17 protein-coding genes and 1 pseudogene are annotated in these 16796 nt (G+C 64.8%); 4 read left to right on the top strand and 14 right to left on the bottom strand.

Annotated elements, in window-relative coordinates:
• Nucleotides 1-103: 103 nt before the first annotated feature.
• Nucleotides 104-700: pseudogene (locus tag AU198_RS03180) on the top strand (SDR family NAD(P)-dependent oxidoreductase); the annotation flags it as partial.
• Between the two features lie 21 nt (nucleotides 701-721).
• On the opposite strand, the gene AU198_RS03185 reads toward AU198_RS03180, so the two are convergent.
• Nucleotides 722-1003, bottom strand: a complete 282-nt coding sequence (locus AU198_RS03185; protein WP_064346055.1) for a DUF732 domain-containing protein — start codon at nucleotides 1001-1003, stop codon at nucleotides 722-724.
• A 177-nt stretch (nucleotides 1004-1180) separates the two neighbouring features.
• Nucleotides 1181-1900, bottom strand: a complete 720-nt coding sequence (locus tag AU198_RS03190) for a DUF1326 domain-containing protein (RefSeq protein WP_082690840.1) — start codon at nucleotides 1898-1900, stop codon at nucleotides 1181-1183.
• Nucleotides 1901-1999: 99 nt separating this feature from the next.
• On the opposite strand from AU198_RS03190, the gene AU198_RS03195 reads away from it, so the two are divergent.
• Complete coding sequence (locus AU198_RS03195) at nucleotides 2000-2461, top strand: rhodanese-like domain-containing protein (RefSeq protein WP_064346057.1); 462 nt, start codon at nucleotides 2000-2002, stop codon at nucleotides 2459-2461.
• A 24-nt stretch (nucleotides 2462-2485) separates the two neighbouring features.
• On the opposite strand, the gene AU198_RS03200 is transcribed toward AU198_RS03195, so the two are convergent.
• The 3 genes from AU198_RS03200 to lpqS all read right to left on the bottom strand — a co-directional run bounded on the left by AU198_RS03200 (nucleotide 2486) and on the right by lpqS (nucleotide 5374).
• Complete coding sequence (locus tag AU198_RS03200; protein ID WP_064346058.1) at nucleotides 2486-3745, bottom strand: MDR family MFS transporter; 1260 nt, start codon at nucleotides 3743-3745, stop codon at nucleotides 2486-2488.
• On the bottom strand, nucleotides 3742-4851 hold the full coding sequence (locus AU198_RS03205; protein WP_064346059.1) for a PLP-dependent cysteine synthase family protein: 1110 nt from the start codon (nucleotides 4849-4851) through the stop codon (nucleotides 3742-3744). Before AU198_RS03205 ends, AU198_RS03200 begins: the two co-directional genes overlap by 4 nt.
• A gap of 109 nt (nucleotides 4852-4960) precedes the next feature.
• A complete protein-coding gene (gene lpqS / locus AU198_RS03210; RefSeq protein WP_064346060.1) occupies nucleotides 4961-5374 on the bottom strand; it encodes a putative copper homeostasis (lipo)protein LpqS in 414 nt (137 codons plus the stop codon).
• Nucleotides 5375-5667: 293 nt separating this feature from the next.
• On the opposite strand from lpqS, the gene AU198_RS03215 reads away from it, so the two are divergent.
• Complete coding sequence (locus AU198_RS03215; protein WP_064346155.1) at nucleotides 5668-6390, top strand: DUF305 domain-containing protein; 723 nt, start codon at nucleotides 5668-5670, stop codon at nucleotides 6388-6390.
• Between the two features lie 55 nt (nucleotides 6391-6445).
• Here AU198_RS03215 and AU198_RS03220 read toward each other — a convergent pair whose 3' ends face one another.
• From AU198_RS03220 to AU198_RS03260, 9 genes are all read right to left on the bottom strand, one after another.
• Complete coding sequence (locus tag AU198_RS03220; protein ID WP_082690841.1) at nucleotides 6446-7579, bottom strand: sensor histidine kinase; 1134 nt, start codon at nucleotides 7577-7579, stop codon at nucleotides 6446-6448.
• A gap of 20 nt (nucleotides 7580-7599) precedes the next feature.
• On the bottom strand, nucleotides 7600-8358 hold the full coding sequence (locus AU198_RS03225; protein WP_064346062.1) for a response regulator: 759 nt from the start codon (nucleotides 8356-8358) through the stop codon (nucleotides 7600-7602).
• A 127-nt stretch (nucleotides 8359-8485) separates the two neighbouring features.
• Nucleotides 8486-10756, bottom strand: coding sequence for a catalase (locus tag AU198_RS03230; RefSeq protein ID WP_064346063.1), 2271 nt, complete (start codon nucleotides 10754-10756; stop codon nucleotides 8486-8488).
• Between the two features lie 194 nt (nucleotides 10757-10950).
• The gene (locus AU198_RS03235; protein WP_064346064.1) at nucleotides 10951-11580 is read right to left on the bottom strand and encodes a carboxymuconolactone decarboxylase family protein; all 630 of its coding nucleotides are present in this window, start codon (nucleotides 11578-11580) and stop codon (nucleotides 10951-10953) included.
• Nucleotides 11577-12332, bottom strand: coding sequence for an SDR family NAD(P)-dependent oxidoreductase (locus AU198_RS03240; protein WP_064346065.1), 756 nt, complete (start codon nucleotides 12330-12332; stop codon nucleotides 11577-11579). Before AU198_RS03240 ends, AU198_RS03235 begins: the two co-directional genes overlap by 4 nt.
• 13 nt (nucleotides 12333-12345) lie before the next feature.
• Nucleotides 12346-13647 (bottom strand): cytochrome P450, encoded by a 1302-nt coding sequence (locus AU198_RS03245; RefSeq protein WP_231744558.1) that lies wholly within the window; start codon nucleotides 13645-13647, stop codon nucleotides 12346-12348.
• A complete protein-coding gene (locus AU198_RS03250) occupies nucleotides 13644-14108 on the bottom strand; it encodes a hypothetical protein (RefSeq protein WP_064346066.1) in 465 nt (154 codons plus the stop codon). Before AU198_RS03250 ends, AU198_RS03245 begins: the two co-directional genes overlap by 4 nt.
• A complete protein-coding gene (locus tag AU198_RS03255) occupies nucleotides 14105-14629 on the bottom strand; it encodes a hypothetical protein (RefSeq protein ID WP_064346157.1) in 525 nt (174 codons plus the stop codon). Before AU198_RS03255 ends, AU198_RS03250 begins: the two co-directional genes overlap by 4 nt.
• Nucleotides 14630-14661: 32 nt before the next feature.
• A complete protein-coding gene (locus AU198_RS03260) occupies nucleotides 14662-16029 on the bottom strand; it encodes an aromatic ring-hydroxylating oxygenase subunit alpha (protein ID WP_064346067.1) in 1368 nt (455 codons plus the stop codon).
• Nucleotides 16030-16232: 203 nt separating this feature from the next.
• On the opposite strand from AU198_RS03260, the gene AU198_RS03265 reads away from it, so the two are divergent.
• Nucleotides 16233-16796 carry a hypothetical protein gene (locus AU198_RS03265; RefSeq protein WP_064346068.1) on the top strand — a complete coding sequence of 188 codons (564 nt, stop codon included), beginning with the start codon at nucleotides 16233-16235 and terminating at the stop codon, nucleotides 16794-16796.

A 16796-nucleotide genomic window follows, 5' to 3' on the forward strand; every position in this document is an offset into this window, starting at 1 on the left:
GGCTCAACCGTCGGGCTACGTGTCACGCGATTGCGGTGCACGCAATCCGAACGTGCGGTGCCCGGCCGCGATCAACTGATCGCGCAGCGTCGACACAGACGACTGCCAACGCATCTTTGACACCGCGATGACGACCAGCGGTCGCGTGGACGGCATGGTCTACAGCGTGGCCACCAATCCTCCGTTCGACTTCGACTCGAACTCGATGACCGTCGAGAACTTCAACTACGGCATCAACGTGAACATGCTCGGCTGCTACTACTGCAATCTCTTTGCGGCACAACGCATGGAGCGCAACCCCGGTGACACCGCCGGAAGCATCGTCAACATCTCGTCGATCGCGAGCGTGAAGAATGAACTCGGCCTCAACATCGGCATCATGCCCTACGCATTGGGCAAATGCGGTCTGAACCACATCACCGAACTGGCCGCCGTCCAGTTCGCCGAGGCCGGAATCCGGGTCAAGACATTGATGTTGCGGCCCATCAACTCTGTGCTGGCCAATCGGGATTCGCAATCGCTGTTCGGATTGGACGCAGATGAAGCAACCGAAAGACACAACGACGTCGTCAGGCTGAAGATGGGCCGCGCCAGCGTCTGGGAATCGGCGTATGCCGCCCTCTACCTGCTCGCCGACGAATCCCGGTTCATGACCGGACAACAGATCCGCTTGGACGGTGGCGCCACTCTGGTTCGGTGACGCCACTGACGGAGCGAGGGGTCAACAGAGCCGCAGTAGTGCGCGGCTGACGATGTCCATCGCCGCACCGGTCGAGATGCCGAGGTCCGCGCTGATCATCTGGACCGCGTCCGGTGCCAGGACACCGACGCTGGTGGCGGCGCAGGCCCGGTAACCCTGCGTGACCAGTTCCTCGGCCGTCAGGAACGAATACCGCGGTTGGAGGTCACGCAGGAACTCGTCCTCGGTCGCTCCGGCGGGTGCCGCCACCGCCACGGCAACCATGAGACCTGCCGTCGAGGCGGCAACACCGAGGTAACGCATTCGAACCCCCTTGAGTCAGCCGTCCGAGGTCGAAGGACGACATCTGGTGGTCGGCTGATTCGATGGTAATTTCGCGCGCGTCCGCTCGGAGGAAATCAGCAAATACCGTCGACGTTGCCGACCCACCACAAGGAGCCGCCGCGTATATCCGAGGACCGGCGCCAGGGCCGTCAGAAATCAGGTGTGGCATTCACACTGCGACGCCCAGGTGGAGGTGGCCTCCAGAAGGTCTGCGTCGCCGCCGTCGGGCCGCCAGTCGAAGGGAAAGTGCTTGCTCGAGCCGCCGTGGTATTCGTGAGACCACTCGAACCCGGCGGCGTGATCACGCTCGACAACGCCCCACGTGGCGACCTGCCCGGGGCCGACCTCCGCTCCCGGCGCGTTGACGGTGGTGACGCGCCGATTCGGATCAGATGTGGGGCCGGTCAGCGCGCCGACCCGCACATCGACCTTCCCAGGAATCTCGGCGCGCCAGTAGGCCAGGTCATCTGCAGATTCAAACGTGATGGGGGCGTATTCGATGCTGCGTAAATCGGCGATGAGAGATGCGAATTCGGCAGGCCAGCCGCCTTCCTTGCCGGTGAAGATCCGCTTCAGCGCGTGACGCTGGTCGGCGTCGGCACGGGCATCGATGTAGAACATCAACCTCATCATCGCGTTGGGATCACCGACCCACATGTTCCCCGTGAATTCCCCCAGAGAGATGACGTTCAACCCGGCGAGATCCACGTCGCCGAAGTACCCGTCACGGATGTGCCAAACGAGGGTGAACAGACAGTCGCCGTGCGTGGGCTCCTGAGCGAAACTGCACGGGCAGGGCAGTTTGCAGCTACACACATCGAACCAGTCGCCGCGAAGGTGCCAGTCGACCACTGTCGGGGTTGTCGTCGCCATCATCCGATCCTCTCCTCTATACCCCAGGGGGGTATCTGATGGTGGGACCCTAGCTGCTCGCCGCACTGGTGCGCAAGTACCCCTGGGGGGTACCTTCGGAATATGTTCGAAGCATCTCGATCCACGGTGGTCACCCGATCGTCACAACTGCTTGCCTCGGTACTGACGGCAGCCGGCGTAATGGGCTTGAGCGCGTGCGCGTCGGATGATGTTCCCCCGACCGCGACCTCGCGACTCGAGCCGGCGAGCGCCGCGCGGCTGGTGGACCCGGGGGAGTTCGCCGCAGCGATCGCCGAGCCCGATCGTGTGACCGTGAACGTGCACGTGCCCTTCGAGGGCGACATCCCGGGCACAGACCTGTCGATCCCGTTCGATCAGATCGCCGCGCGAGCTGAGCTCCTTCCCGCCGATCGCAGCGCCCCCCTGGCCATCTACTGCCGCTCTGGACCGATGAGTACGGTTGCGGCCCAATCACTTCGCGAGCTCGGCTACATCGACATCATCGAACTCCGCGGGGGCATGCGCGCGTGGCAGGCCGACGGCCGTCAGGTGTCGGGCGTCTGACATATCATCCTGAGGCGCAGTGCCTTACGGCCGTGTGATCGAAGTACGGACCGGCTGAGGCTGAAGTCTGCCGGTGCGGTCCAGCCGGTAGAGCGCGCAGGCCGCCGCCACCCCGATGACACTCAATGCGATCCACGTCAGTTCCGGCGTCCCGACGTCGGCAGCCTTCTGCATGAGCGCTCCCGTGCCGAGATTGCCTGCGAGAATCCCGATTCCGACGATGGTGTTGTAGAACCCGTAGTGCGTGCCGACCAACCGTCCGCCGGCCAGTGACACCACCGTGTCCATTTCAAACGGGAACACCGCGGCCGATCCGATTGCCAGCATTGCCGCACCGACGAGAAGTGCGGCCACCGCGGCGATCTCACCGGCACGACTACCGTCGGGCAGCACGGCCATCGGTATGAACGACGACGCGAGAATCAGCAAGCCGATCACCAGCGAGTGCCCGGGCCCCCACCGCTCGGCGAACCACCGTGTGATCTTCAGCTGGCCCGCGACCGCAACCAGTCCAGAGATGACGAAAACAGCCGCGACCACGAGCGCTTCGGAATCCGGCATCAGGTCCTTGGCCTGTAGCGGTAGCGCCAGATAGACCTGGAAGGACAGCACATACGAGCCGATCATCGCCGCCGCGAACAGCACGAAGGACCGGTTGGCCACGACCGTTCGCCAGTCGTCCAATATCGAGGATTCTTTCAGGGGCTGGGTGGCGTTGTGCTGCGGGAGCGCGAACAGCTGCGCGATCGTCAATAGCGCGAAGACAGCCGCAGCGGCCGCCGCAGCGATGCGGAAGTCGAGCATCAACAGCGCCAGCCCGACGAGCGGCCCGGCGAGAATTCCGCCCTGGTAGAAGACATTGAACAGCGCAAACGCCTCGACACGACGGCGGCCGACATCGGCGGCAAGGTAGGCCCTCACTGCCGGATTGAACAGCGCCCCGGCGAATCCCGTTGCCGCCGAGGCGATCAGGACGGCGGGCAAAGACTCGGCGAAGACGAGCAATCCGAAGCCGGCAGTACGCAGTAGGCAACCGGAGACGATCAGCGGCTTGTATCCGATGCGGTCGGCCAACGTTCCGCCGACGATGAACATGCCCTGCTGAGAGAAATTGCGCACCCCAAGCACCAAGCCGATGGCCCACGCCGCCATTCCGAGCGGACCTGCAAGATATCCGGCCAAGTAGGGCATCAACATGTAGAAGCCGAGGTTGATGCCGAACTGGTTGATCATCAGCAGTCGGCTCGGCCACCCGAAGCTGCGGAACTCACCGACCAGACTCATCGCAAACCGCCAACCGGATCCACCACGGTGGCACACCGCGTCCACGACGACACCACACGTTGTCGTGGGTCGTCGATGACCGCCGGTTCGGTGGGAGGTGCTTCGCCCAGGAGATTGTGCTCGCGGCAGAACTCGTCGTTGTAGATGGTGTCGAAGTAGCGCTGTGGGCCGTCGGGGAAGATCGCCGCGATTGTCATATCCGCTGGGTAGGTGCGCGCCGCCCAGCCGGCGGCCAGAGCCACTGCCCCGACACTCCACCCGCCGCTGGCGTAATGAGTGGCTGCCATCGTGCGGCATGCCCACACGGCTTCAGCAGGGGCGACCCAATGGATCTCGTCGAAGGCTCCGTAGTCGACGTTTCCCGGATAGATGCTCGACCCCAGGCCGCGCATCAGTCGTGTCGAGGCCGGTTGGCCGAAGATGGTGGAGCCCACGGTGTCGACCCCGATCAACTGCATGTCGGGGTTGAATTCCCGCAGCACCCGCGCCACACCGGCCGAGTGACCGCCGGTACCGACCGAACACACCAGCACGTCGACGGTGCCGAGTTGGGCGTGCAATTCCAAAGCCAGCCCGCGGTAGGCGTCGACGTTGTCGGGGTTGTTGTACTGATCCGGATACCACGCGCTCTCGTCGGCGGCCAGTACCTGCAGCACCCGGTCACGGCGCGCCTGCTGCCACCCGCCGTCGGGATGCGGCTCGCTCACCAGGTCGACATCGGCGCCATACGCCCGCAGCATTCGCTGGATGATCGGCTCCATACCGGGGTCGGTCACCAGGGTAACCGGATGCCGATAGACGGTGCCAGCGAGCGCCAAGCCCAAACCCAGGGTGCCGCTGGTGGATTCGACTATTCGGCCACCTGGGCGGAGCGCACCGCTGGCCCGCGCCCGTTCCACCATGTACATGGCAGGACGGTCCTTCATGCCACCGGGGCTGAAGCCCTCGAGCTTGGCCCAGAAACCTCGATGTGCCGACGCAAAGGGTTCTGCAATGCGCAACACCGGGGTGTGCCCGACCATCGTGCCCGGCCGGTCATAGCGGCCCAGGCATGTTTGACCAGGAATATGCGGCTTCAGATTATGCAGGGAAAGAACGTGATTCATCTAAGTGCATCGCTTTGCATCGAGCCGCGGAAATCGTTACGCGGCAGCTGAAAGGGGCGACGGTCACCGACCGTGCCGCAGCCAGGCGGCGTGGTCTGACGCCGCCGGATCAGCGTCGCGCGATGCAGAGCCGGGTGAGCAGCACCCGGCCAAAAAGAACGGACGGCCGTGACTTGGGGGGGCCACGGATGGCCGCCAGTGTCGGTTGATGCCAGCACACCGCGATAACCACGAGCGCGGTGATCAGCCCCAACAGGACAAGTGAGGTGGACGCCCGCGGAAGAACCGCCTCGGCGAGCGCATCCGGGGGCAATGTGGGCGACGCATCACCGATGTGCTGATGATCGACGACGACCGGGTGATCACCGACAAGGGCCGACGAAAGTGCGTGTGGCCCGTGCGGCGGGGTGACCTCCTTGACCGGGAGCGCCCATTGGGCGGCGACGGCGACGAGCCACAACGCCATGCCCAGCGCGAGCGCCGCGCGGATCCGCGACGCCGGGACGGCCACCTGGTATCTCACAATGTTCCCGAGGGTAGCAGCGCCATGGCGATCGGCCTTCTCGCCCGAATACCTGACGCAATCTCGTTATCGGGACGTCACACCAGTGCGTCCGTACGCGCGAGCCCTGGTTAAAGCTTGTGCGGCGTCCGCGAGGTCCTCCGGAGCCAGGCCTTGCGATCCGGTCCATCCGCTGTTGAGCGCCGGGCTTCTTCACCAAATCTTCAGGGAACGACTACAGCAGCCCTACACCCCTTCGAGAAGATCTGCAACGGATCGGTTCGTGATGGACGCGGAAGGATGTGGTGAAGGCGATGAACAGGGCAGGCGCGGTCGCGGCGGTGCTGGCCGCAGCGTCAGTTGTCGCAGCGTGTAGCAACTCTGGAACCAACCAAGAGACGGCATCCCCCGCTCCCACTCAAACCGTGAGTGCAGCGCCGGCTGCGAGCCACAACCATGCCGATGTGATGTTCGCCCACCACATGATCCCGCATCACCAACAGGCGGTCGAGATGAGCGACATGATCTTGGAGAAGCAGGGCATCGACTCGCGAGTGGCCGACATGGCGAGGCAGATCAAGGATGCGCAGGGCCCCGAGATCAAACAGATGCAGGGTTGGCTTGACCAGTGGGGTATGCCCGGACCGGGCGGGATGCCCGGCCCTAAAGGCACCGGTGGCAACATGCCTCCCGGTCATGGTGGAATGCATGGCTCTGGAACCGAAACAGTCTCTCCCCCTGCATCACCCGCACCGAGCGGATCAATGATGCCGGGCATGCCGGGGATGGGAAACATGGCGGGCATGGAGGGGATGGTGTCGCCGGCTGACATGCAGGCCTTGCAGAACGCTCAGGGCGTCGAGGCCGACAAACTGTTTCTCACCCAGATGATTCAACACCACCAGGGCGCAATCACCATGGCGCAGAACGAGATCGACAACGGCCAGTCTCCTGACGCGATCGCGCTGGCTAAAGCGATGGTGAGCAGTCAGCAGAAGGAGATCGAGACGATGAACGAGATACTCAAATCGCTGTAGTGGCCCGCACCGCCGCGGATGCCGCTGCATCCACCCGGTGGGGGTGCACGTCCAGTCACGAGCTGACCGTCGGCGCGGCCTGATGCTTGTCGAAGGCGTGCACGCCGATCGTTGGATGTAGGGGCACCGTCACGGTGAAGGTGGTCCCTTCGCCGGGCCCGCAGCTGGTTGCGCTGATGCGGCCGCCATGGGCCTCCGTCAGCGCCTTGGCTATTGCCAGCCCGATCCCCGCACCACCGCGGTCACGGTCTCGGGCGGTGTCTGCCCGGTAGAAGCGCTCAAACAGGTGTGGCAGATGTTCGGCGGCGACGCCGTCCCCGTCGTCGGAGACCGTGAAAACCACATCGGTGCCAACGGTCTCGACAGCGAGGGCGACCTGTCCGCCGGTGGGAGTGTGCCGGAGTGCGTTGTCGAGCAGATTCCCGATCACCTGGGAAAGCCGCTGGCTATCACCCCACAGCCGGGGCGCATCATCGAACCGAACCTTCAGCGCCACACCCTTTGCGGCGTAGCGGTCGGCGACCGCGGCACGCACCGTGCCGATCAGTTGGCGGGTCTCAACCCATTCGGGTGCAATGGTGAAGTGGGCCTCCTCGGCTTGTGCGAGCGCGGCGGCGTCCGCCGAGAACCGCACGAGTCGGCCGGTCTGCTCACGCAGCATCGCGACGGTCGACGCGTCGAGGCTTTTCACACCGTCCTCGACGGCTTCGAGGTAAGCCTCGAGCACCGCCACCGGGGTACGGATCTCGTGGGCCAGGTCTCCGAACAACCGGCGGCGGGTCGCTTCCACCGCCTGCAGTCGTTGCGCCATCTGGTTGAAAGCGGCCGCCAGCCCATTGAATTCATCACCCAGTCGCGGTGGTGTCACCCGGACGTCGTAGCGGCCCTCGGCGACGGTCGCCGCAGCCGTAGATATCTCGGCGACCGAGTGCTGTACGCGCCGGCTCAGATAGAGGGTGACCACGAACGCCGTCAAGGCCGCCACCGCGATCGCGGCCCCGACTGAGATAGCCGTGGCGTGGCGGTAGGCCTGTTCGGCGTGGAACTGCTCACTGGAGTCGTGTGGCACGCCGGCCTGATGGAGGTGCTCACGAAACAACGGCGGGCCGACCAGTGACGCCACCACCCACGTCGTGACGCCGACGGCGAGCAACACCAGCGCCTGGGCCAACAGCAACCGGCGGAGCATCCCGGTGCCCGTCGGCGCCCTCACTGCCCGGTCCCCATCCGGTATCCCACCCCGCGAACAGTGAACACGAATTTGGGCTCGGCAGGGTCGTCGCCGAGTTTGCGCCGAAGATGTCCGACGTGCACATCGACCAGGTGGCGGTTGCCGACCCATGTTTCGCCCCAAACCGCTTCGATGAGCTGCCGGCGGCTCCACACCACACCGGGGCGCGAGGACAGGGCTGCGAGAATGTCGAACTCGGTGCGCGTCAACGCAATCAACTTGTTGCCGAGATACACCTGCCTTCCGGCGATATCGATCGACAGCAAACCGAACACCCGCGGTGCCGGCACCTCGGCGCTCATCGCGTTCGGGCCTGAGTCTGGTGCTCCGACTGTGCGGGGTCGCCGCAGCATGGCCCGGATCCGCGCGACCAACTCGCGCGGACTGAAGGGTTTGGTCACGTAGTCGTCGGCGCCGACCGAGAGGCCGACGATCGTGTCGACCTCGGTATCGCGGGCGGTCAGCATCACGACATAGGCGTCGGAGAACGTCCGTAGCTGCCGACAGACCTCGACCCCGTCGATCCCGGGCAGGCCGAGATCCAACACCACCACATCCGGGTCGACCTCACGTGCAACGTCTAGCGCTTCACCCCCCGTGTGCCGCACCGTGACATCGAAATGTTCCCGCTCGAGATAGCTCGCCACCACTTCCGCCAGCGGCGCCTCATCATCGACCACCAAGGCGCGGTAGCCGGAATCCGCACTGCAGGCAGACGATTGCGCGGCGGTATTCATCACCCCATCGTGCCGCTCAACCGCCCGCTTCCGGGCAGTTGCCGAAATCTTCACAAAACCATCATCAAACCGTCCTGACGCCAGCCGGACCGCAGGCCAAGATCACAGTCGCCATCCGGGATCGTCGTCAGGCGACGACCACCCGGTCCCACACCCGGTGTTGGCCGAGCGCGTTGAGCAGTGACTGGGCCAGCGTCGCCGGATCCGCGCCGGAGAACAGCCCGGGCCCGTCGGTGGGAACCGCTGCGGCGGCAGCAAGCTCAGTCCCCGCCGGCAGCACCGCGATCGCCTTGTGATGCCGGAACGTCTCGTCGACGATCGTCTTCGCTTTGTCGTTGATCGGTGATCCCGCGATGAGGATGGCGTCGAACTCCACCGAACGGGTGGTCGCGTAGGTGCGCGAAATCGGTATGGCGCCGCCGTCGTGTTCGAGGGTGCCGCCGTGCGCGGCGACGACGAACGGCACGTTCTTCGCGTTCGCGATCGCGGTGACAGCGGCCGCCACGCCGGCGAGGTCGGAGTCCGGGCCGGTGAGGATGCCGATCTGGCGGCCCTCGACGGGCCATTCCTCACCGACCTGCGACAACGTCGGGCTGGGTACTTCGGGGTCGGCGGGGACCACGGTGGGCGCCGGCGCCTCGAGGCCCAGCCCCTCGGCCACCTTCGCGCACAGGTCGGGGTCGATGTTCGCCAGGGCCACCAGCTGGCGCTCCTTGACCGCCTGCTCGTAGCACTTGCCGAGTTCGAAGGTGTACGCCTCGGCGACGTGCTCCTGTTCGGCCGCGCTCAGGCTGCGGTAGAACAGGGTCACCTGGCTGAAGTGGTCGTCGTAGGTGGCGGGTGCATCACGGCGTTTCGTCGATTCAGGAACGACGGTGGGCACCTCGATGAACGCACCGGTGTCCGCCCCCGCGAGGAACGGGCAACCCCCGTCGAGTGAGTTCGGCTTGTACGGCGCCACGCCGGGATGCACGCCGGACTGGTGGAACCCGTCGCGGAACATGTCGTTGACCGGGGCGTGCGGCCGGTTGATCGGGATGTGGCTGAAGTTCGGGCCCGCCAGCCTGGTGATCTGAGTGTCGAGATAGGAAAACAGCCGCGCCTGCAGCAGCGGGTCGTCGGTGATGTCGATCCCGGGCACCAGGTGGCCGGGGTGAAATGCCACCTGCTCGGTCTCGGCGAAGAAGTTCGTCACGTTGCGGTTGAGCTGAAGCGTTCCGATGACCTGCACGGGCGCCAATTCCTCGGGCACGATCTTCGTCGGGTCGAGCAGGTCGATGCCCTCGAACATCTGCTCCGGGGTGTCCGGGAACACCTGCACCCCGAGGTCCCACTCGGGATAGACGCCTTTCTCGATCGCGTCCGCGAGGTCGCGTCGATGGAAGTCCGGATCCACCCCACCGGTGATCTGCGCTTCTTCCCACACCTGGGAGTGCACACCGAGCCGGGGCTTCCAGTGGAACTTCACCAGCGACGTGGATTCGTCGGTCCCGATCAACCGGAACGTGTGGACGCCGAACCCCTCCATCATTCGGTACGACCGCGGAATTCCGCGATCGGACATGTTCCACATGGTGTGCGCCTGCGCTTCGGTGTGCAGCGAGACGAAGTCCCAGAAGGTGTCGTGTGCGCTCTGCGCCTGCGGGATCTCGCGATCCGGATGCGGTTTGGCGGCATGGACGACGTCGGGGAACTTGATGCCGTCCTGGATGAAGAACACCGGGATGTTGTTACCGACGAGGTCGAAGGTGCCTTCGTGGGTGTAGAACTTGGTGGCGAAGCCGCGGGTGTCACGCACTGTGTCGGCCGAGCCGCGGTTGCCCAGGACGGTGGAGAAGCGGACGAAGACCTCGGTCTCCGCGCCGGACTTCAGAAAGCCCGCCTTACAGATCTTCTCGGCGGCACCGTTGGCGCGGAACACACCGTGCGCGCCCGCGCCGCGGGCGTGCACCACCCGCTCGGGGATCCGTTCGTGGTCGAAGTGCGTGATCTTCTCGCGAAGGTGGTGGTCCTGCAGCAGAGTCGGCCCGCGCTCGCCGGCCTTCAGGGAGTGGTCGGTGTCGTAGAGCCGCGCGCCTTGCGCGGTGGTGAGGTACGCACCCTGCTGTCCGCGGGCGGTCATCGGTCCCTCGGCGGAAGCCCCCGTGGCCGTGCGCAGTTTCGGTGCAGTTTGATCGGGCTTCGGCGGGAGGGGCTCGCGCGGGGCGGTCGGCTCGTCGAACGACGGTGCCTCCGGACCGGGCGCGCCGGGAATGTAGGACGGATTGTGCTGTTCGGCCTGGCCCTCGCGCTTGAGCTCTTCGTTGCCGAGTAGCGTCCCGGCCGCCTCCTTGGCCTTGCCCTTGGCCTCTTCGACGATGCCCTTGACGGCTTCTTTGGGTGCGCGGTCGTCCGCCATCGATCTCTCCCTATCGCGACTGTCTCGGTGCCGATAACCGTCATTGACGGCAGGCCTGCTCGCGGCGGCGGGTTTCCATTCGGGAGCCACTTGAAACGTCTCGCAGGGCGGCCGGAGCGGATCACAGCGCCGCCGACGATCAGCTCGGGGTCAAAGCTGTTGCCGGACAGGCGACGACCCGAATGTCGCTGCGGCTAGAGCTGACGGGTGCTGGTCGCGAGCGGCTCTGGTAGCGGCGCGCTGCCGGCGGGTGGGGCAAGACTCCAGGTGTCGAACGCCATCGCCAGCATCGCGTAGGTGCCGACAACGAAGATGAGTTCCATCGCCTGGTGCGTGCCGAGTTCGTCGGTGAGGCCTTGCCACGTCGTTTCCTCGGAGCGGCCCTGACTGATCAATTCGTCGGTGGCGTCGAGCACCAACCGGTCGGCACCGGCGAAACCCTCGTTACCCTTCGCAAGGCGCGCGATGTCCTCCTCCGGCACGCCGCCATCCGTCGCGACCTTGAAGTGCTCCCCCCAGAAGAAAGCGGACCGCCGGGTGAGCGCCACTCGTAGCACCGCCAGTTCGCGCAGGCGCAACGGCAACTCGCCGCGCTGAAGCAGCCAACCGTTGAAGCTCAGGAACCGCCGCGCCATCTTCGGGTGACGAGCGAGCAACCCGATGATGTCGAACCTGAGCGGGTCGGCGGGATGGCCGGAGCCGGCGCGCGGCACCTTCTCACCCGGCAGGCCCAGCAGTGCACCGAACGCGGCGTACTCGTCGTCGCCCCATTCGTCGGCCTTCAGCGGCGTCAGGAGTGGCGGTGCGCTCTGCGTGCCCGTCACGTTCGGCGTCCTCCGTTGACAGGAATGACTTGACCGGTGATGTAGTCGGATTCGTCTTGACACAGAAAGATCGCGGCGTTGGCGATGTCCTCGGGCCGACCCGCGCGGCGGACAGGGGTGATCTTGGCGAAATGCTCAAGTGACGCGGTGAACCGTCCCTCCGCGATCGCCTTTTCCAGCATCGGGGTGACCACCATGCCGGGCGGAATGGTGTTGACCGTGATGCCTTTCGGCCCCAGCTCCAACGCGAGACTCTTGGTGAATCCGATCACCCCGGCCTTGGAACTGACGTACGCCGCCATGCGGGACTGTCCGCCCTGTGCACTCGACGACGAGATGTTGACGATGCGGCCCCACTGTGCGTCGAGCATGTCGGGCAGCACCACCTGGGTGCAGATGAACGGTCCGCGCAGGTTCACCGCCATCACCCGGTCCCATTGCTCGTCGGTGATCTCGGCGAATTTGCCGAATTGCTCGATGCCGGCGTTGTTGATCAGCATCAACACCGGGCCGAGGTCGGCTCGGACCTGGGCCACTGCGGACTCCACTGCGGCACGGTTCGATACGTCGACGACATAACCGGCGACCTTTGCGCCGTCGCGGCGCAAGCGGTCGACTTGGGTCTCGATTTCATCGGTGGTGATGTCGAATATCGCGACCTTCGCCCCACGCGCGGCAAGCGCCTCGGTGATGGCCAGGCCGAGGCCGGCGGCACCGCCGGTGACGATGGCGGTGGTGTCTTCGAACGGCATCTTGGTAGAGCCCCTACGAGAATTCGATGTGCAGGCGGGTCAGCCCGCGCAGGATGAAGGTCGGCAGATAGGAGTAGCGGCGGTTGTCGGCGGGGCCGTGCTTGCCTTCGTCGATCCGGATGTCGGTGGTGCGGTCGAAGAGTCGCTCGAGGCTGATGCGGCCTTCGGCACGAGCCAACGGCGCACCGGGGCATGCGTGTGGCCCGCGACCGAACGCGACGTGGCTGCGCGCGTTGGCTCGCTGGATGTCGAGGGTGTCGGGTTCGGGGAACCTGCGCGGGTCGCGATTCATGGCGGCATTGAGCAGCATGACCGTCGTTCCGGCGGGCAGGTCGACCCCGCCCACGGTGACGGGGCATTTCGACAGCCGGAAGTCCCCTCGGACAGGGCTCTCGTAGCGCAATGCCTCTTCGATGAAGCCCGGGATCAGGTCCCTGTTCGCGCGCAGCTTCGCCTGCAGCTCAGCGTCTTCGGCGATCAGCATCACCGCGGCGCTCAACAGGCGAACCGTCGTCTCCTGGCCTGCGGCGAACAAGTTCGCCGCGACGCGGACCGCGTCGATCACCTCCGGGACGCTGCCGTCCGGAAATGTAGCCGAGGCAATTCCGTTCAACACATCGTCGCGTGGCTCATCCCGCCGGTCCTGGATGTACTCACCGAACTTGCCGTAGAGATACTCCAGCGGCGAGTGATGCATCTGGTCGCCTTCGCTGCTGCCGATCGTTCCCGCTTCGGTCAGCAGCGCAGCACGGAACTCGTCGTGGTCGGATTCCGGGACGCCGAGTAAGTCGGCGATGACGAGCATCGCGAATGGGGACGCGAAATCACCGATGAACTCGCAGCGCCCGCCGGTGAGCGCGACGTCGAGTTGGCGGTCGGCGAGCCGCCACATGAAGTCTTCGTTCTCCTTGAGCCGCTTCGGAGTGAGCATCCTCGACAGCAGCGCCCGGTGCGCGGTGTGCACCGGCGGATCGAAGGTCGGCAACTGATCGCTGAACGGCACCTCGTCGCGGTGCTCGGCGATCAGTTCGGAGACCTGCTCCGCTGTCAGGTCCCCCTGCAGCGGCACAGGGAACCCGGGGAACGGACCGGTGACCGAGATACACGACGAGAACCGCGCCGTGTCGTTGTAGATGGCGACACCCTCGTCGTACCCCGTCACCATCACCACGTCGTGATGAGGCTCGCGGCGCAGTGGGCACTCCTCGCGCAGAGCGGCGAGATAATCGTAGGGATCACGCAGTAGATCGTTGTCGGTGAAGAAGTCCACTTCGTCCAGATCAGCTGCTCTGGCCGCGGCCTCCGGCTTGGTCACTCCACTGCCCCGCCGTCGTCGAAACTCGGCATCGGCGCGCCGCTAGGCATCTCCATCTGTAGATAGACGGCGATGCGCCGCACCTTGTCGTCGGCGTCGAACTCGTAGACCGACAGGGAATTGACCACGCTGCTGAAGTCACCGATGCGGCTACGTTCTTCGAGTTCGAGGAACACCAAATCCGGTGTCTCCGTGATCCTTTGGAACGAACAGTCCCAGTCCGATGACATGGCCCAGTTCGTCAAAAACTCGGTGTACTGGTTCCAGTCCATCACCTCTTTGAACGGACCGACGCGGACGAACTCATCGATGGCGATCAGTTCTCCGAGCGGTGCCCAGCTTTCGACGGTGAAGCCGGGCCGCTTCGCACTGTCGACCAATCGCTTGGTGATCTGGCTGTACTCCAGCACAGCACGCGACCGACCGGTTGTCGTGGTGAGGAGGTCGTCGATGGTCGTCATACCGTCACCCCGGCTTCCGCCAGGCGGCGCTCGAGAGCGTCCAGGTATTCGCCAGTGCCGTGGAACGGACCGTGGACGCCGATGGCGACGTCCAGGAAGGCGTTGTATTCGTCGTTGACGTGGGTTTCCCACCGGGTGATCTGCCCGTGCTCGTCGGTCTCGACGAAGCTGTACGAGTAGAAGCCCATCTTGACGTTGTCGGTCGTGTGGCCCTCCCATCGGGCCTTCATCACGAAGCCGTGGTCGGCCGGCCAGTAGGCGAAATCGGCTGGCTTCCAGTCGGGAAAGCTCAGCGAGTACGCCTTGGCCTCCATCGTGGAGGCCTTGGCGGTGTCTTCGGGGAACTCGCTGAGCTTGAACACCTCATCGCCGGTGAAGTACGGCGAGACGTAAACCCCGTCAGGAGCGAATTTCCATGTATCAGCGAAGGCTTCGCCGTCTTGCACACCTTGGCGCAAGTAGGCATCACGGTATGCCTCTGCCATTCGGATGTGGTGCGCGATGCGCTCCTCGAGAGTCAATGTGTCTTCTTTCGATTTGATTTCGGATCCAGTCAATTGGTCGCGGCGTTGGCCATGTAGCGGTCGATCACCGAGTGGAAGTGCGCAATGACCACTTCCTCTTTGACGAGCGACATGTGGTCGAGCCGGTCGTTGCGCAAGCCCTTCTGCTGGCGAGGCATCTGCTCGTAGTCCTGCTGGAGCGCTTCGAAATACTTGTAGCTGCCGGGCGTGTCCACGACGATCGCCTCGGCACGCACAGCATCGCGGAAATCCTCCGGCACGTACATGTAGCTGGCCACGTGCCAGATGCAGCGGTTCGGGTCGCCGTCGGGATGCGGCCGCGACATGATGACGTGGCATTCGCCTGCGCGAACGGTCATGAAGTAGTTGGGGAACAACACCCAGCCCTGGTTGTCGACCATCTGGCTGTCCGTCAGGGCGCTGACGTCGAGGCCCATCCCGGTCAACACCTCGCGGGTGGCCTGTTGCAGCAGGAGGCGAGGGGTGACGTCGTCGGGGAATGTGACCTTTCCGTCCTCGTCCTGATACGGCGCGAGGAGTTCCTGGAACCGCGGGATCACCGCAACAGTCCCGGGGAACGTCTCCGGCAGCGCCAGCATGCCTTCGACCTGCTCCTGTGCACTGGCACCCGTGACCTCGAACGGAGCCATTGCGACACTGTGGTTTTCGAAGAACCGGTAACGCGCGGTCCTCGGATTGATGTGCAACACCTGCAACAATTGAGGGTGGATGCCGTTGATGTGGTAGCCCTCCTCGAAGGCGTCCATCACGACCTTCCAGTTGCACTCGATGGCCTCGGTGACATCCATGACAGTGGTGAACTTGTCGATGTTGTAGGGCTCGAGCAACGTGACCACGTCCTCGCCCAGATACTCCCGTAGCGGCTGCGCCTCGGGGTCGGGGTTGAGGAAGATGAATCCGGCGAAGGTGTCGACCGACACCGCAAGCAGCGAGTTCTCGGTCTTGTCGATCGGCCCGGCGAGGTTCTCCCGCAGCAACCCCTTGAGCCTGCCCTCGAGGTCATACGACCAGAGGTGGTACTGACACAGGAAGCCGCGCTTGGCATTTCCGGTCTCGGTGATGCACAGCGCGTTGCCGCGGTGCCTGCACGCGTTGACGAAACCGCGGAGTTTCTCGTCCTTTCCGCGCACGATGATGAACGACTGATCCATGATGTCGTACTTTTTCCAGTCACCGGGTTTTGGCAGCTCGTCCACCCGGCCCACGATCTGCCACGCGCGCATCCAGATCTTCTCCCGCTCACCCGCGGCGTATTCGGGGCAGGTGTAGCGGTCGGTGCGAATCGTCGTGTTGAACGTCCCCGGCTGGACGTCTTCCAGTCCGAGACCCAACCCGGAGTCTGGGTCGAGCCATTCTCCTGGCCGCGTTGCTGGCATCAAGGGAGTCCTCCTCAGTCGGCGAGAGCACGCGGGGTGCCGGAATCCCATGCCGGACGGGGCCTGGCCCGCCTGGGCTGTGGCATGGATCCGAGCGTCCACCGCCTGTGACGTGATTCACCATATACATGAACGTATTGGAGATACAACCGTGTATAAAGGTGGTCGGGATCACACCTTCGGAACGACCAAGGAGGCTGGAGGTGAGCAACTACCGACTCGACGTGGTCAGCGCCACCATCGCGGATGCGGTGCGTCACGCCGGGGGGCTGATGTTCGACCGCGTTCGTGCGGGATGGCGCGTCGTCGTCGTCACCGAAGACACGGCCCACTCAACGGCGCTGACCATTCTCGGAACCCGCACCCAGCCCCCCGGAGTACCCGAGGAGATACCGGCGAAGGCGGGTCGGGTGGTGCACATCCGAGTCCTGCCTGGCGATTCACCCTCTGCGAACCGGCGCGCGACAGGGGTGACGCTGCCACGGGCCGGGCTGGGTTCGCAGCTTCTGTTCTGGGGACCGCGTGTCGACTGCGAGCCGGCTGAGCCCAAATACCCCGTCCGCCATGAGCTGAGTCCGGCGGCCCGGAGATTCAAGGGCTGTGCCCTGCACGCCGCTGGACTCGACACTCACGTCGGGCCATCGGAGGAGTTCTGGTCGAACGATGTCGTGGATGCAGACCTGTTCTCCGACCTCTTGCTCGGCACGCAGATCCGAACCGTCGAGTCCGTCGCCCGGCCGTCGTCGGCCACTTTGGTGAGAGGATGA

Source organism: Mycobacterium sp. GA-1199 (assembly GCF_001500045.1).
Taxonomy (GTDB): domain Bacteria; phylum Actinomycetota; class Actinomycetes; order Mycobacteriales; family Mycobacteriaceae; genus Mycobacterium.

What these genes read in the sequence shown, in the direction of transcription:
- AU198_RS03260 (WP_064346067.1), bottom strand. Translation starts at nt 16,029, where the DNA reads ATGCCAGCAACGCGGCCAGGAGAATGGCTCGACCCAGACTCCGGGTTG.
- AU198_RS03220 (WP_082690841.1), bottom strand. Translation starts at nt 7,579, where the DNA reads ATGCTCCGCCGGTTGCTGTTGGCCCAGGCGCTGGTGTTGCTCGCCGTC.
- AU198_RS03250 (WP_064346066.1), bottom strand. Translation starts at nt 14,108, where the DNA reads ATGACGACCATCGACGACCTCCTCACCACGACAACCGGTCGGTCGCGT.
- AU198_RS03240 (WP_064346065.1), bottom strand. Translation starts at nt 12,332, where the DNA reads ATGCCGTTCGAAGACACCACCGCCATCGTCACCGGCGGTGCCGCCGGC.
- AU198_RS03230 (WP_064346063.1), bottom strand. Translation starts at nt 10,756, where the DNA reads ATGGCGGACGACCGCGCACCCAAAGAAGCCGTCAAGGGCATCGTCGAA.
- AU198_RS03190 (WP_082690840.1), bottom strand. Translation starts at nt 1,900, where the DNA reads ATGATGGCGACGACAACCCCGACAGTGGTCGACTGGCACCTTCGCGGC.
- AU198_RS03195 (WP_064346057.1), top strand. Translation starts at nt 2,000, where the DNA reads ATGTTCGAAGCATCTCGATCCACGGTGGTCACCCGATCGTCACAACTG.
- AU198_RS03215 (WP_064346155.1), top strand. Translation starts at nt 5,668, where the DNA reads ATGAACAGGGCAGGCGCGGTCGCGGCGGTGCTGGCCGCAGCGTCAGTT.
- AU198_RS03205 (WP_064346059.1), bottom strand. Translation starts at nt 4,851, where the DNA reads ATGAATCACGTTCTTTCCCTGCATAATCTGAAGCCGCATATTCCTGGT.
- AU198_RS03185 (WP_064346055.1), bottom strand. Translation starts at nt 1,003, where the DNA reads ATGCGTTACCTCGGTGTTGCCGCCTCGACGGCAGGTCTCATGGTTGCC.
- AU198_RS03225 (WP_064346062.1), bottom strand. Translation starts at nt 8,358, where the DNA reads ATGAATACCGCCGCGCAATCGTCTGCCTGCAGTGCGGATTCCGGCTAC.
- AU198_RS03200 (WP_064346058.1), bottom strand. Translation starts at nt 3,745, where the DNA reads ATGAGTCTGGTCGGTGAGTTCCGCAGCTTCGGGTGGCCGAGCCGACTG.